Annotated in this window: 15 protein-coding genes and 2 tRNA genes; 14 read left to right on the top strand and 3 right to left on the bottom strand. The window is 65.8% G+C overall.

Annotated elements, in window-relative coordinates; all coding sequences use genetic code 11:
• The first annotated feature begins 65 nt into the window (after positions 1-65).
• Positions 66-1,214, top strand: coding sequence for an acyl-CoA dehydrogenase family protein (locus B5X78_RS00475; protein ID WP_079722543.1), 1,149 nt, complete (start codon positions 66-68; stop codon positions 1,212-1,214).
• A gap of 143 nt (positions 1,215-1,357) precedes the next feature.
• On the opposite strand, the gene ppsA is transcribed toward B5X78_RS00475, so the two are convergent.
• Positions 1,358-3,733 (bottom strand): phosphoenolpyruvate synthase, encoded by a 2,376-nt coding sequence (gene ppsA, locus B5X78_RS00470; protein ID WP_079722542.1) that lies wholly within the window; start codon positions 3,731-3,733, stop codon positions 1,358-1,360.
• A 151-nt stretch (positions 3,734-3,884) separates the two neighbouring features.
• Here ppsA and ppsR point away from each other — a divergent pair, with 151 nt between their 5' ends.
• Both ppsR and B5X78_RS00460 read left to right on the top strand, forming a co-directional pair.
• Complete coding sequence (gene ppsR, locus B5X78_RS00465; RefSeq protein WP_229731034.1) at positions 3,885-4,700, top strand: posphoenolpyruvate synthetase regulatory kinase/phosphorylase PpsR; 816 nt, start codon at positions 3,885-3,887, stop codon at positions 4,698-4,700.
• A gap of 129 nt (positions 4,701-4,829) precedes the next feature.
• Positions 4,830-5,318 carry a DUF1249 domain-containing protein gene (locus B5X78_RS00460; protein ID WP_079722541.1) on the top strand — a complete coding sequence of 163 codons (489 nt, stop codon included), beginning with the start codon at positions 4,830-4,832 and terminating at the stop codon, positions 5,316-5,318.
• A 106-nt stretch (positions 5,319-5,424) separates the two neighbouring features.
• On the opposite strand, the gene B5X78_RS00455 is transcribed toward B5X78_RS00460, so the two are convergent.
• Together B5X78_RS00455 and B5X78_RS00450 are read right to left on the bottom strand one after the other, a co-directional pair.
• Positions 5,425-5,500: transfer RNA gene (locus tag B5X78_RS00455), tRNA-Glu, on the bottom strand.
• A gap of 55 nt (positions 5,501-5,555) precedes the next feature.
• A tRNA-Ala gene (locus B5X78_RS00450) sits at positions 5,556-5,631 on the bottom strand.
• Between the two features lie 138 nt (positions 5,632-5,769).
• Here B5X78_RS00450 and B5X78_RS00445 point away from each other — a divergent pair.
• Genes B5X78_RS00445 through B5X78_RS00395 form a run of 11 tightly spaced genes read left to right on the top strand, consistent with a single transcriptional unit; the run spans position 5,770 to position 14,315 of the window.
• On the top strand, positions 5,770-6,513 hold the full coding sequence (locus tag B5X78_RS00445) for a beta-ketoacyl synthase chain length factor (protein ID WP_229730967.1): 744 nt from the start codon (positions 5,770-5,772) through the stop codon (positions 6,511-6,513).
• A complete protein-coding gene (locus B5X78_RS00440) occupies positions 6,498-7,286 on the top strand; it encodes a lysophospholipid acyltransferase family protein (RefSeq protein WP_079722540.1) in 789 nt (262 codons plus the stop codon). Before B5X78_RS00445 ends, B5X78_RS00440 begins: the two co-directional genes overlap by 16 nt.
• Complete coding sequence (locus B5X78_RS00435) at positions 7,273-7,533, top strand: phosphopantetheine-binding protein (RefSeq protein ID WP_079722539.1); 261 nt, start codon at positions 7,273-7,275, stop codon at positions 7,531-7,533. The genes B5X78_RS00440 and B5X78_RS00435 overlap by 14 nt, the downstream gene beginning before the upstream one ends.
• 21 nt (positions 7,534-7,554) lie before the next feature.
• Complete coding sequence (locus B5X78_RS00430) at positions 7,555-7,809, top strand: acyl carrier protein (protein ID WP_079722538.1); 255 nt, start codon at positions 7,555-7,557, stop codon at positions 7,807-7,809.
• Between the two features lie 18 nt (positions 7,810-7,827).
• Positions 7,828-8,379 carry a COG4648 family protein gene (locus B5X78_RS00425; RefSeq protein ID WP_079722537.1) on the top strand — a complete coding sequence of 184 codons (552 nt, stop codon included), beginning with the start codon at positions 7,828-7,830 and terminating at the stop codon, positions 8,377-8,379.
• Positions 8,372-10,039: an ApeI family dehydratase gene (locus tag B5X78_RS00420; protein ID WP_079722536.1), complete on the top strand. Its 1,668-nt coding sequence runs from the start codon at positions 8,372-8,374 to the stop codon at positions 10,037-10,039. Before B5X78_RS00425 ends, B5X78_RS00420 begins: the two co-directional genes overlap by 8 nt.
• Positions 10,008-10,799: a glycosyltransferase family 2 protein gene (locus B5X78_RS00415; protein ID WP_139381334.1), complete on the top strand. Its 792-nt coding sequence runs from the start codon at positions 10,008-10,010 to the stop codon at positions 10,797-10,799. The genes B5X78_RS00420 and B5X78_RS00415 overlap by 32 nt, the downstream gene beginning before the upstream one ends.
• On the top strand, positions 10,796-11,746 hold the full coding sequence (locus B5X78_RS00410; RefSeq protein WP_079722534.1) for a lysophospholipid acyltransferase family protein: 951 nt from the start codon (positions 10,796-10,798) through the stop codon (positions 11,744-11,746). The genes B5X78_RS00415 and B5X78_RS00410 overlap by 4 nt, the downstream gene beginning before the upstream one ends.
• Entirely contained in the window at positions 11,727-13,283 is a 1,557-nt protein-coding gene (locus tag B5X78_RS00405) for an HAL/PAL/TAL family ammonia-lyase (RefSeq protein ID WP_079722533.1), read from the top strand. Before B5X78_RS00410 ends, B5X78_RS00405 begins: the two co-directional genes overlap by 20 nt.
• Positions 13,270-13,692, top strand: a complete 423-nt coding sequence (locus B5X78_RS00400; RefSeq protein ID WP_079722532.1) for an acyl-CoA thioesterase — start codon at positions 13,270-13,272, stop codon at positions 13,690-13,692. The genes B5X78_RS00405 and B5X78_RS00400 overlap by 14 nt, the downstream gene beginning before the upstream one ends.
• Complete coding sequence (locus tag B5X78_RS00395; RefSeq protein ID WP_079722531.1) at positions 13,689-14,315, top strand: LolA family protein; 627 nt, start codon at positions 13,689-13,691, stop codon at positions 14,313-14,315. The genes B5X78_RS00400 and B5X78_RS00395 overlap by 4 nt, the downstream gene beginning before the upstream one ends.
• Positions 14,316-14,336 lie beyond the last annotated feature (21 nt).

The following is a 14,336-nucleotide window of genomic DNA, read 5'->3' as shown; positions in this document are numbered from 1 at the left end:
GGCTACGCCGGCGCATGGGCCCGGTTACAATTGGTATTCAAATAGTGAAGTGAGAGGGTTGGAACGTGGATTTTGCATTCACCGAAGAGCAGTTGATGATCCAGGACGTGGCACGCCGGATCGCGCAGGAAAAAATCGCGCCGAGCGCCGAGCACCACGACAAGACGGGCGAGTTCCCGCTGGACAACATCCGCCTGCTCGGTGAAAACGGCCTGATGGGCATCGAAGTGCCGGGCGAGTACGGCGGCGCGGGCATGGACCCGGTGGCCTACGTGCTGGCCATGGTGGAAATCGCCGCCGGCGACGCCGCCCATTCGACCATCATGTCGGTCAACAATTCGCTGTTCTGCAACGGCATCCTGAAGAACGGCACCGAGGCGCAGAAGCAGAAGTACGTGCGCGCCATTGCCGAAGGCGAGGCGATCGGTGCGTTTGCGCTGACCGAGCCGCAGTCCGGCTCCGACGCCACGTCGATGCGTTGCCGTGCCATCAAGCAGGCCGACGGCAGCTACGTCATCAACGGCAAGAAGAGCTGGATCACCTCCGGCCCGGTGGCCAAGTACATCGTGCTGTTCGCCATGAGCGAACCGGACAAGGGCGCGCGCGGCATCACCGCTTTCCTGATCGACACCGACAAGGCCGGCTTCCATCGCGGCAAGACCGAGCCCAAGCTGGGCATCCGCGCCTCGGCCACCTGCGAAATCGAGTTCACCGACTACGTGGCGGCCGCCGACGAGGTGCTGGGCGCAGAAGGCGAGGGCTTCAAGATCGCCATGGGCGTGCTGGATGCCGGCCGCATCGGCATCGCCAGCCAGGCCATCGGCATTGCCCGCGCCGCCTACGAAGCCACCCTCGAGTACGTGAAGGAGCGCAAGGCGTTTGGCGCGCCGATCGGCACCTTCCAGATGACCCAGGCCAAGATCGCCGACATGAAGTGCAAGCTCGACGCGGCCCTGCTGCTGACTCTGCGCGCGGCGTGGGTGAAGGGCCAGGACCAGCGTTTCAGCAATGAAGCGGCGATTGCCAAGCTGGTGGCGTCGGAAGCCGCCATGTGGATTACCCATCAGGCCGTGCAGATCCACGGTGGCATGGGTTACTCCAAGGAAATGCCGCTGGAGCGCTATTTCCGCGACGCCAAGATCACCGAGATCTACGAAGGCACCAGTGAAATCCAGCGGCTGGTGATTGCGCGCAACGAGACCGGGCTGCGCTGAGCCGCGGTGCAGTCCTGCCGAATGAGTCGACCGGAATGGCCGGTCGCCCACTAAAAAGCCCGGCATTGCCGGGCTTTTTTTTGCCCCCTCTCCCGCAAAGCGGGGGAAGGGGCGGTAGTGCAGTGAACGGATGAGCTACGTGGTCAAGCCGATGTCTTCTTCTTCGCCAGCCGCAGCCACGTATCGACCACCGTGTCCGGATTGAGCGACACCGACTCGATGCCCTCGGCCATCAGCCACTCGGCCAGGTCCGGATGATCGGAAGGCCCCTGGCCGCAGATGCCCACGTATTTGCCCTTGGCGCGTGCGGTCTGGATGGCCATCGACAGCAGCTTCTTGACTGCCGGGTTCCGCTCGTCGAACAGGTTGGCCACGATGCTGGAATCGCGATCCAGGCCCAGGGTGAGCTGGGTCAGGTCGTTGGAGCCAATCGAGAAGCCGTCGAAAATATCCAGGAACTCGTCGGCCAGCAGCGCGTTGGACGGCACTTCGCACATCATGATGATCTTGAGACCGTTCTCGCCCTGCTTCAGGCCGTGCTTGGCCAGCACCTCGATGACCTTGCGGCCTTCTTCCAGCGTGCGCACGAACGGAATCATCACCCACAGGTTGGCCAGGCCCATCTCGTCGCGCACCTTGCGCACGGCGCGGCATTCCAGCGCGAACGCAGGCTCGAACGAGGGGTCGACATAGCGGCTGGCGCCACGGAAGCCGATCATCGGATTCTCTTCGTGCGGCTCGTACCGGCTGCCGCCGATCAGGTTGGCGTACTCGTTGGACTTGAAGTCCGACAGGCGCACGATGACCGGGTTCGGAGCGACCGAAGCGGTGATGGTGGCGATGCCTTCGGCCAGGCGATCCACATAGAAGCTGACCGGGTCGGCGTAGCCGGCCATCTTGGCTTCGATCTTCTTGCGGGTTTCCAGGTCCTGGCGGTCGAACTCCAGCAGGGCCAGCGGATGCACGCCGATATGGCTGGCAATGATCATCTCCAGGCGCGCCAGGCCGATGCCGGCGTTCGGCAGCTGGCCGAAATCGAAGGCGCGCTCGGGGTTGGCCACGTTCATCATGATCTTCAACGGCGCCGGCGGCATGTTGTCCAGATCCGTCGTGGTGCGCTCGAAGGGCAGGGCGCCTTCGTAGATGAAGCCGGTGTCGCCTTCGGCGCAGCTGACGGTCACTTCCTGGCCGTCCTTGATGTGATCCAGCGCGTTGCCGGTACCTACCACCGCCGGCACGCCCAGTTCGCGCGCGATGATCGCGGCATGGCAGGTGCGGCCACCGCGGTTGGTGACGATGGCGGCGGCGCGCTTCATCACCGGCTCCCAATCGGGATCGGTCATGTCGGCCACCAACACGTCGCCAGGCTGCACGCGGCTCATGTCATCCAGCGAGCGCACCACGCGGGCGATGCCGCTGCCGATCTTCTGGCCGATGGCGCGGCCCTCAGCGATCACCGGGCCGCGCTGCTCCAGCGCATAGCGCTCGATCTGCGTGGCCTTGGCGCGCGACTTCACGGTTTCCGGGCGCGCCTGCACGATGAACAGCTTGCCGCTGACACCGTCCTTGGCCCATTCGATATCCATCGGGCGGCCGTAGTGCTTTTCGATGACCAGCGACTGCTTGGCCAGTTCCTGCACATCGACATCGCTGATCGAGAACTTGCCGCGCAGTTCCACCGGCGTGTCCTCATTGCGCACGCGCTCGCCGGGCTGGTCCGAATAGACCATGCGGATCTGCTTGCTGCCCAGGGCGCGGCGCAGGATCGCCGGCTTGCCTTGCGACAGGGTCGGCTTGTACACGTAGAACTCGTCGGGATTGACCGCGCCCTGCACCACGTTCTCGCCCAGGCCGTAGCTGGCGGTGACAAACACCACGTCGCGAAAGCCGGACTCGGTGTCCAAGGTGAACAGCACGCCGGACGCGCCGACGTCCGAGCGCACCATCAGCTGCACGCCGGCCGACAGGAACACATCTTCGTGCTTGAAGCCGTGGTGCACGCGGTAGGCGATGGCGCGATCGTTGTACAGCGAGGCGAAGACTTCCTTGACCTTGTGCACCACGTCATCGGCGCCGGTCACGTTGAGGAAGGTTTCCTGTTGGCCGGCGAAGCTGGCATCGGGCAGGTCTTCGGCGGTGGCCGAGGAGCGCACGGCCACGGCGACATCGCCGCCGCCGTTGTCGGCGCACAGCTGGGCATAGGCCTGGCGGATGTCGCGGTCCAGTTCCGGCTGCAGCGGCGCATCGATGACCCAGCCGCGGATTTCGCGGCCGGCGGCGGTCAATGCCGGCACGTCTTCCACGTCGAGCGTGGCCAGGCGATCAAAGATGCGCTTGGACAGGTCGTTATGGGCGATGAAATCCTTGAACGCTTCGGCCGTGGTCGCATAGCCGCCGGGAACCGATACCCCGAGCCCGGCCAGGTGGCCGATCATCTCGCCAAGGGAAGAGTTCTTGCCGCCGACCCGGGCAAGGTCGGCCAGGCGCAACGCGTGCAGCCAGAGGATGTTCTCGTTCAAGCGGGGGCTCCAGATAGGGAGGCAGCACGCCGAGAGCACACCGGCGCGGCCGTGTCCGTGGGGAAGAGGCGCTATGATGCAGTGCATACCAATTGCATACAAGCTTGATCAGAAGGGAGGTTTCGTGGTGAATCCAGGTGAAGAAGGCGTTGTGGTCCGTCCCGTGTTCTATGTCTCCGACGGCACCGGCATCACCGCCGAAACCATCGGCCACAGCCTGCTGACCCAGTTCACCGGATTCCGCTTCCAGACCGACCGCATTTCGTTCGTGGACGACGCCGACAAGGCCCGCGACACGGCCGACCGCATCCGCCGCGCCGGCATTGCCGCCGGCACCCGGCCAATCGTGGTCAATTCCTGTGTCGATGCGTCATTGAGCGTGCTGCTCGCCGAGAGCGGGGCGCTGATGCTGGACGTGTTCGCACCCTTCATCGAGCCGCTGGAGCTGGAGCTGGGCACGCCGCGGCAGAACCGGGTGGGGCAGGCGCATGGCCTGGTCGATTTCGAGACCTACCACCGCCGCATCAATGCGATGAACTTCGCCCTGACCCACGATGATGGCATCGCGCTGGAATACGAGGAGGCCGACGTCATCCTGGTGGCGGTCTCGCGCGCCGGTAAAACCCCGACCTGCGTCTATCTGGCCCTGCACTATGGCGTGCGCGCGGCCAACTATCCGCTGACCGACCAGGATCTGGAAACCGATCGCCTGCCGGCCCGCCTGCGCCAGTACCGGCGCAAGCTGTTCGGCCTGACCATCGATCCGGAGCGCCTGCAGCAGATTCGCCAGGAGCGCCGACCCAACTCCACCTATTCGAAGCTGGAGACTTGCAAGCGCGAGGTCGCGGCAGCCGAGGCGATGTTCCAGGTCGAGCGCATTCCCACCCTCAGCACCACCAACAAGTCGATCGAGGAAATTTCCAGCAAGGTGCTGTCCACGCTGGGCTTGCAGCGCGAGATGTTCTGAGCGGGGAGGACGCCCGGGCGGGCCGGGCAAGCGCCGGGAAAAGTTCACCAGCGGAAAGGCTTAACTTAGGCTTCCCCCGGGTGTCCGTCAATGCTGCCGCCACGCCCTGCGGGCGTGTAGCATCGGCCCATGCCTACCTCTGCCACCCGCCGCGAAGACCGCATTCCCAAGCTCAGTCGTTTTGGCTGGCTGATGGCCTTGTACGCGGAAAACCATGCGCGCCTGATGCGCCTGTTCTCGCCGGATCAGCTGCAACCCGGCACCTATCTGTCGTCGGTCGGCGATGGTCTGGACGTTCGCCTGGAAGTCATCGAGACCCATCGCTATACGGTGGAGCTGCGACTGACCTATGACCTGCGCGACCCGGTGACGGGCGAACCGGATCCGTCGGCCTTCGTCCGCCTGTATCGCGACGCGCATCAAGCCGAGGCCACCCACTGCTATGTCGGTCGGCGCTGGCAGGACGTGATTGGCCTCTACCCGCCGCCGGCCGAAGTGATCAGCCACCGCATGCGCATGAACACCTTCCTCGGCAAATGGCTGGAATACCTGGCCGACCAGGGACACGGCGTGGCGACGTTGCGACCGGTGGAAGCGGCGGCGCTGGACGCAGCCTGAGACGCGCGTCCGTCGCCGGCCATCGGTGACGTGCCCGCGACGATGCCCCGGCGTGAACGACGCAAACAAAAAAGCCTCGACAGAGTCGAGGCTTTTTTGTTGAAACTGGCGTCCCCACGGGGATTCGAACCCCGGTCGCCACCGTGAAAGGGTGATGTCCTAGGCCTCTAGACGATGGGGACGCGTTTGAAACATTTCCCAAGTTTTACTTCCAGACAGGCCTAATTGCCTAGAAGTTGGTGGAGCCAGCCGGGATCGAACCGGCGACCTCTTGCATGCCATGCAAGCGCTCTCCCAGCTGAGCTATGGCCCCACGCGGCGGGAGAAGCGGAATTGTAGGGAGGCTTTTTCAGACTTGCAAGCACTCTCGTAAAAAAATATTCACGGTGGCGCAAACACGACGCATCCGGTGGAATAGAAGCCCGTCGACTTGCACAGCGGATTTGCGCTATTGAACATTGAACTGACCGTTGCCGACTGGGCGGCGTGGGCGCCGGGACTGCACACCGCCGAGGAGTGGCAGGCCTGGTCGCGTGCGCCGTTCTCGCCGCGCGGCGAAGGCACGCCGGCGCTGAGTGAAGTGCCGGCGATGCAGCGTCGACGCATCGATCGCCTGGGGCGCATGGCCATCCAGACGGCCTATTGGTGCCAGCGTGCCGAAGCGGCCGGCATTCCGTTCGTGTTCGCATCGCGCCACGGCGATGTCGCCTGCTCGGTGGAGTTGCTGGGTTCTTTGAGCCGGCACGAAAGCCTGTCGCCCACCGGCTTCGGCCTGTCCGTACACAACGCCATCGCCGCGTTGTATTCCATCGTGCGCGGTGAGCGTGGCAACTATTTGGCGTTGGCGGCCGGCGCGGCCACGCCGGCGGCAGCGATGGTCGAAGCGACCGGCTTGATTTCGGATGGCGCACCGGAAATGCTGGTGGTGGTGTACGACGCGGCATTGCCGACGGTCTACGAAGACTTCCGCGATGAGGCCGATCCGTTCCATGCCTGGTGCTGGCGGCTGGCGGCGCCCGGCGCGGCCGGGCGTCGCATGCGCTTGTCCTGTGGCGCCGCCAGGGGCGAGCCGCCCGCCACGCCGGTCGAGATTCCACGCAGCCTGGACGTGCTGCGCTTCTTCCTGCAGGCGGAACCGGAACTGCGTCAGCGCGTGGATGCCGTGGACTGGACGTGGCGATGCTTGCCCGCCTGAATCATCTCTGGCGCATCCTCGGTACCGGCCTGAGCTTTCTGGCCTTTGGCCTCGGCGGACTGTGCCTGCGCGTGCTGGTGTTTCCGCCGCTGATGTTGCTGGCGCGCTCGCCGGTGCGTCGGCAGCGGTGGGCACGGCGCGCCATCCAGCTCAGTTTTGCCGCGCATATCGGCTTGATGCACCGGCTGGGACTTTTGACCTATGACATCCGCCACCAATACCGCTTGAATCGACAGGGCCTGTTGATCCTGGCCAACCATCCCACCCTGATTGACGTGGTGTTCCTGGTGTCGCTGCTGCCCAATGCCGATTGCGTGGTCAAGTCCGCCGTGGCGCGCAATCCGTTCATGCGCGGGCCGGTCCAGGCCGCAGGTTACGTAGCCAATGACGATGGCGCCGGGCTGGTGGACGATTGCATCGCCGCGGTCCGTGCCGGGGGCAATCTGGTGATCTTCCCGGAAGGCACCCGGACCGCGCGCGGACAGGCGCCCCGGCTGCAGCGCGGAGCGGCCAATATCGCGGTGCGCGGCCGGATTGATGTGACGCCGGTGCGCATCAGCTGCACGCCGATGACACTGGGAAAAGGCGAGAAATGGTATCGTGTGCCCTCGCGCCGGTTCCATGTGGTGTTGGACGTTCAGGAAGATCTGCCCATCGCGCAGTTCCTGAACGAGGATGGCCACGGGGCCGGAGGGGACGCGGCAGCTGCCAGACGGCTGACGGATTTTTTGACGGATTATTTTGCGGGAGAGCAATCGCGTGCAGGCACTTGAGCACGAGATCAAGGAATTGATCATCACATCGTTGTCCCTCGAGGACATCACGCCCGCCGACATCGATACGGCGGCGCCGTTGTTTGTCGAGGGATTGGGTCTGGATTCAATCGACGCGCTGGAGCTGGGCCTGGCCCTGCAGAAGCGCTATGGCGTCAGTCTTTCCGCGGATTCGCAGGAAACGCGCCGGCATTTCGCCAGCGTGCAGGCGCTGGCTGAATTCGTGGCTTCGCAGCGTCAGGCTTGAGCGCGCGGCGAGGGGACCGAGATGACCAAGAACGAACTATTTGATCGGATCTCAACGATCCTTCACGACACCTTCGAAATCGACCACGCCCGGATTACTCCGCAGGCGCGGCTTTACGACGACCTCGACATCGACAGCATCGACGCGGTCGATCTGATCGTGCAGCTCAAGCCTTTGCTTGGCCGCAATCTGCAGCCGGATGCCTTCAAGACGGTGCGCACGGTGCAGGACGTGGTCGATGTGCTGTACGGCCTGATCCGCGATCAAGCCGCCTGAGCGCGGCTTGCCTGTCCCGTGAGCAAGCTCCGCGCGGCATTGTTCATCGCGCTGTCGCTCGCCTATCCGCTGGTGGTCTACCTGGCGCTGGGCCGATTCGAGCCGCGCTGGTTGGCGCTGCTGCTGCTGGCGTTGGCGCTGCTGCGCGCGATCGCCACCCGCCAGGCGGTGTGGCTGGTGGCCGCCGCCGGTGCGGCCGTGCTCGCCTTGATGGCCACGATTTTCAACCAGGCCCTGCCATTGAAGCTGTATCCGGCGCTGGTCAATGCGGTGATGCTGGCCGTGTTTGCCGCCAGCCTCGTGTTTCCGCCCAGCGTGGTGGAACGCATCGCGCGCCTGACCGAGCCGGACTTGCCGGCGCATGCGGTGGTCTATACGCGGCGTGTCACCCAGGTCTGGTGCGCGTTCTTCATCGTCAATGGCACGCTGGCGCTGATCACCGCGCTCTGGGCCAGCGATCGCGCCTGGGCGATCTATAACGGCGGCATCGCCTATGTGCTGATGGGCAGCCTGTTTGCGATTGAATGGCTGGTGCGCCAGCGCGTGCGGGCGGCGCATCGCCATGACTGAGTGGTTGCCCCTGTCCGAGGTGGCGGTGCGCGCTCGAGTCGGGCGCCGGATTGCGCCGGGTATGGATCACGCGCAGTTCCGCGCGCGCGTGGCGGACTGGCGCGAGGCGTTCGCCCGCCAGGCCGGGCGCGATGTCGCCTTGTACTTTGAAGATGCAGTGGGTTTTGCCGCGGCGCTGTTCGGGGCGTGGCATGCCGGCAAGCGGGTGATGCTGTGTGGCGACAATCTGGCGTCCACGCTGGAGCGTGCCGCCAGCCGCGTGGACGGCTTCGCCGGCGACGTGGCGCAGGAATTCGCTCCGCTGCAGCCGGAGCAGGGCGGCGATCCGGATGAGCTGGTCGCGCTGGATGAGGCCGCTACCCAGCTGTTCGTTTTCACCTCCGGCAGTACCGGTGAACCGGTGGCGATCGAGAAGCGCCTGGACCAGCTGGCGCGCGAGGTCGAGGCGCTCGAAGCCAGTTTCGGCGAGGAAATGCAGGGCGCGGTGGTGCATGGCACCGTTTCGCACCAGCACATCTACGGCTTGCTGTTCCGCGTGCTGTGGCCGCTGGCCGCCGGGCGCGAGATTGCGCCACGCACCTTCTTCCACGAAGACCTGCTGATGGCGGTGGGCCGGCGCCCGGCAGTGCTGGTGGCCAGCCCGGCTCATTTGAAGCGCCTGCCCAGCCAACTGGACTGGGCGGCCTTGCATGGACAGCTGCGTACCGTGTTTTCGTCGGGCGGTGCCTTGGGTGCGGACGCCGCGCTGGATGCGCGCCGACACCTGGGCGTGGCGCCCACTGAAATCTACGGCAGCAGTGAAACCGGCGGCATCGCCTGGCGCCGCTGGAACCGCGAACAACCGGCCTGGCATGCGCTGCCTGGCGTGAGCTGGCGGATTGTCGACGCACGCCTGGAAGTGCGCTCGCCGCATCTGGCCGACGCCCACGAATGGTGGCGCAGCGAAGATCGTGTCGCGACCGAAGGCGAGGGCTTTCGCCTGCTCGGACGCGCGGATCGCATCGTCAAGATCGAAGAGCGCCGCGTTTCGCTGGATGCCTTGGAACGGCATATCGCCGAGCACCCCTGCGTACAGGAAGCGCGCATCGGCATGTTGCCGGGCGCGCGCGACACGCTGGTGGCGGTGATTGTGCCGAACGAGTCCGGCTGGGCGGCGCTGCGCGAGCACGGCCGCCGTGCCCTGTCGCAGACCCTGTCGCACTTCCTGGCCGCCAGCCACGATGCGGTGGCGCGACCGCGGCGTTGGCGCTTTGCGGTGAGCCTGCCGGTCAACGCACAGGGCAAGGTGACCGATCGCGAGTTGATGGCCTTGTTCCGCCCGGAGCGACCCGAGCCGCATTGGCGCCTGCGCGAGGCGGAGTCGGCGGAACTGGAACTGGATCTGTCGCCGGACCTGGCGGTGTTCGACGGCCATTTCCCGCAGGCGGCGGTGTTGCCGGGCGTGGCGCAACTGGACTGGGCAATCCGCTTTGGCCGCGAAGCCTTTCCGCTGCCGCCGCGTTTCCTGCGCATGGAAGCCTTGAAGTTCCAGCGCGTGGCGCGGCCACACGACCGCATCCGCTTGCAACTACAGTGGCTGCCGGCCAAGCAGTGCCTGCAGTTCACCTACACCTCCGCGCATGGTCCGCATGCCAGCGGTCGTGTCGTGCTGGGCGAGTGAGGCGGGCGTGGCGGCGTATTCCTTGATGGTGGTGATCCCGGTCTTCGATCACGAGCATGCGATCGCCGCGATGGTCGACGGCGTGCTGGCCAGCGGACATGATTGCCTGCTGGTGGACGATGGCTCGGGCCCGGCCTGCGCCGCGGTACTGGACGCGCTGGCGCAGGCGCATGCGCCGCGGGTTCGCCTGCTGCGGCTGCCGACCAACCAGGGTAAGGGCGGCGCGGTGCTGGCGGGCTTTGCCGAAGCCGCGCGCCTGGGCGCCAGCCACGTGTTGCAGATCGATGCCGATGGCCAGCACGACCCCGGCGATATCGCCCGCTTTGTCGCCGCGTCGCATGCCTGCCCGGACGCCGTGATCTGCGGCGCCCCCGACTACGATGCCAGCGTGCCCAAGGGGCGTCTGTACGGTCGCTACCTGACCCACATCTGGGTCTGGATCAACACGCTGTCCTTTGCCATCCGCGATTCGATGTGCGGATTCCGCATCTATCCGCTGCCGCCGGTGCTGAAGCTGGTCAAGCAAGAAACGATTGGCCGGCGCATGGATTTCGACATCGAGATCATCGTGCGCCTTTTCTGGCGCGGCGTGCCGGTGCAGAACCTGCTGACCCGGGTGACCTATCCCAGCGACGGCGTGTCCCACTTCGACGTGTGGCGCGACAACGTGCGCATCAGCCGCATGCACACGCGGCTGTTCTTCGGCATGCTGCGGCGCCTGCCGGGTTGGCTGCTGCATGGTCGCGGGATGCCGGCATGAACGTGCAGGCGCAGCCGCACTGGGCCGACATCGGCGAATCCACGTCGGTGGCCGGCGTGCGCTTTCTGTGCGCTGTGTACCGCTGGCTGGGTCGCTGGCCGTTCCGCTTGTGCCTGTATCCGGTGGTGCTGGTGCACTGGCTCGGCAACGCCACCGCGCGTCGCGCCTCCATCGAGTATCTGCAGCGCCTGCACCGACACGCGCCGGGCACGTTCGCGCACACACCGGGCGCACTGACCAGCCTGCGCCACTTCGGGAATTTCGCCGAAACCCTGCTCGACAAGATCCTCGCCATGGGCGGACGTTATCCGCCCGAGCGGGTGACCACTTATCGCGATGGGGTGATGCGACGCGTGCAGCAAGGGCAGGGCGGCTTGATCATCACCGCGCATATCGGCTGCCTGGAACTGTGCCAGGTGCTGGCCGACAGCGTGCCGGGATTCCGGCTGACCGCGCTGGTGCACACCGCACACGCCGAACGCTTCAACCGCATGCTGGATCGCCTGGATCCGGCCAATGGCGTACGCCTGATGCAGGTCACCGAAATCGGTCCGGCCACCGCCAGCGTGCTGGCCGAGCGGGTGGCGGCCGGCGAGTTCGTGGCCATCGCCGGTGACCGCGTGCCGCTGCAGGGCGGACGCAGCGTGCGGGTGCCGTTCCTCGGCCATGACGCGCCGTTTCCCATCGGTGCGTATGCGCTGGCGTCGGTGCTGGCGTGTCCGGTGTTCACCATGGCCTGCACCCATGAAGGCCAGGGCTACACGGTACGCTTCGAGGAATTCGCTGAATCGCTGAAACTGCCGCGCGGCTCGCGTGACGCCGCACTGGCCCAACATGCCGCGCGCTTTGCCCACTGGCTGGAAGCCCAGGTGGTGCGCGCCCCTCTGGATTGGTTCAATTTCTTCCCTTTCTGGGATCAGGTTCCGCATGACACTCCCCCTGAATGACGCCGGCGCCGTCCGGTTCGGCGATGCCCCGTTGCGTATCGAAGACGTGGTGGCGCTGTCGCAGCGCCGCAGCGCGGCCGTGCTGTCGGAGGATCCGGAGTTCCGCGCGCGCATCACCCGCGGCGCGGATTTTCTCGATCGCGTGCTGCGCGAGGACGGTGTCATCTACGGCGTGACCACCGGCTACGGCGATTCCTGCACCGTCAACATCCCGATGGATCTGGTCGCCGAACTGCCGCACCACCTGTACACCTACCACGGTTGCGGGCTCGGTCGCTTCCTCGATCCGCAGGAAACCCGCGCGGTGCTGGCGGCGCGCCTGGCCTCGCTCTCGCGCGGCATGTCCGGGGTCAGCCTGGGCCTGTTGCAGGGCCTGGAGCAATTGCTGGTGCACGACGTGCTGCCGATGATTCCGGCCGAAGGTTCGGTCGGCGCCAGCGGCGATCTCACGCCGCTGTCCTACGTCGCCGCCGTGCTCTGCGGTGAGCGTGAGGTGCTGCATGCCGGTCGCCGCCGTCCCGCTGCCGAAGCGCTGGCCGAGATCGGCCTGACGCCGTTGCAACTGCGACCCAAGGAAGGCCTGGCCATCATGAATGGCACCGCGGTGATGACCGCGCTGGCTTGCCTGGCCTGGGATCGCGCCGACTACCTGTGCCGCATGGCGACCCGCCTGACCGCCTTCAACGTGCTGGCCAGCGACGGCAACGCCCACCATTTCGATGAAGTGCTGTTTGCCGCCAAGCCGCATCCGGGCCAGTCGCGCATCGCCGCGCGCCTGCGCCATGATCTGCATAGCGATCGTCCGCCGCGCAACGAGCAGCGTTTGCAGGATCGCTATTCGCTGCGCTGCGCGCCGCACGTGATTGGCGTGGTCGAAGACGCGCTGCCGTTCTTCCGCCAGCTGATCGAGACCGAACTCAACAGCGCCAATGACAATCCGCTGATCGATCCCGAACGCGAGCAGATCCTGCACGGTGGCCATTTCTACGGCGGCCATATCGCCTTCGCGATGGATGGCCTGAAGAACGCCATCGCCAACCTGGCCGATCTGCTCGACCGGCAGATGGCGCTGCTGGTCGACACCCGCTTCAATCATGGGCTGCCGTCCAACCTGTCGGCGGCGCCGTCGCATCGCGCCGCCATCAACCACGGCCTGAAGGCGCTGCAGATCAGCGTATCGGCATGGACGGCCGAAGCGCTCAAGCTGACCATGCCGGCCTCGGTGTTCTCGCGCTCGACCGAATGCCACAACCAGGACAAGGTCAGCATGGGCACGATCTCCGCGCGCGATTGCCTGCGCGTGATCGAGCTGACCGAACAGGTGGTGGCGGCCCTGCTGATCGTCGCGCGCCAGGGCATCGAGCTGCGCCGACGCGCCGGTGGCCTGGCGGTGTTCGGCGACGAAGCCGCCGCCATGTACGAGGATCTGTGCCAGCGCATCCCGCTGGTGCAGGAAGATCGTGCCCTGGATGGTGAACTGCGCCAGCTGTGCGAGTGGCAGCGCGAGCAGGTCTGGGACTTGTATGGCCACGACTGATTTGTCCGGTCAGATTGAACTGACCCCGGCTTTCCACGACTGCGATCCGATGCAGGTGGTGTGGCATGGCAACTACTTCAAGTATCTGGAACTGGCGCGCTGCGCCCTGCTGCAGCGTTACGACTACGACTACCCGCAGATGCAGGCCTCCGGTTACCTGTGGCCGGTGGTGGATGCGCGGGTCAAGTACATCCGGCCGCTGCTGTATGGCCAGGCCTTGAAGGTGCAGGCCGAGATCGTGGAGTGGGAGAACCGCCTCAAGATCGACTACCGCATCCGCGATGCCGCCACCGATCAGGTACTGACCAAGGCGCATACCGTGCAGGTGGCGGTGGACGCGGCCAGCCAGGAGCTGCAATACGTTTGCCCGTCGATCCTGTGGGAACGCCTGGGAGTGAGCCGGCCATGAAGTCCATGTGCTTGCAGGCCATCGTGCTGGCCAGCCTGCTGGTGGGACTGGCGCCATCGACGCGGGCTGCCGACGACCTGTCGGTGGTCCAGCAGCGCGTGGCCCAGGTTGAAGTCTTGCGCGGCGGTTTCGAACAGGAAAAGCGCATCGCCGGCTTCAAGAATCCGTTGCGCTCGCAGGGCAGCTTCCTGGTGGCGCGCGGCAAGGGCGTGGTCTGGACCACGCTCAAGCCGTTCCCCTCGGAAGTGGTGATCACCGGTGATCGCATCCTCAGCCGTCAGCGCGATGGCAGTACGCGCGTCGAGGTGGACGGGCGCGAGCAGCCGGCGCTGCGTTCGGTCAACGCGATGATGTTTGCCCTGGTCAGTGGCGATGTGGCGGCGCTGTCCTCGCGCTTCGACACCCAGGTTCAGGCGCGGGCCGGCAACGCCTGGACGCTGGCGCTCACGCCCAAGTCAGCGGCCCTGGCCAAGGCCTTCCGCCGCATCACCCTCAACGGTGATCGCTACGTGCGCGACGTGGACATCGAGGAGGCCAACGGCGATCACACCCATCTGCGCTTTGTCGATCTCAGCCAGACGCCGGCGCAGCTGAGCGTTGACGAGGCCCGCCGCTTTGACTGAAGCCGGCAGCGCCGTTTCGCT

The sequence above is a fragment of the Pseudoxanthomonas indica genome, from assembly GCF_900167565.1.
Classification (GTDB): Bacteria; Pseudomonadota; Gammaproteobacteria; order Xanthomonadales; family Xanthomonadaceae; genus Pseudoxanthomonas_A; species Pseudoxanthomonas_A indica.
Note: the sequence above shows the minus strand (reverse complement) of the source record. Positions and strands in the feature narration are given on the sequence as shown.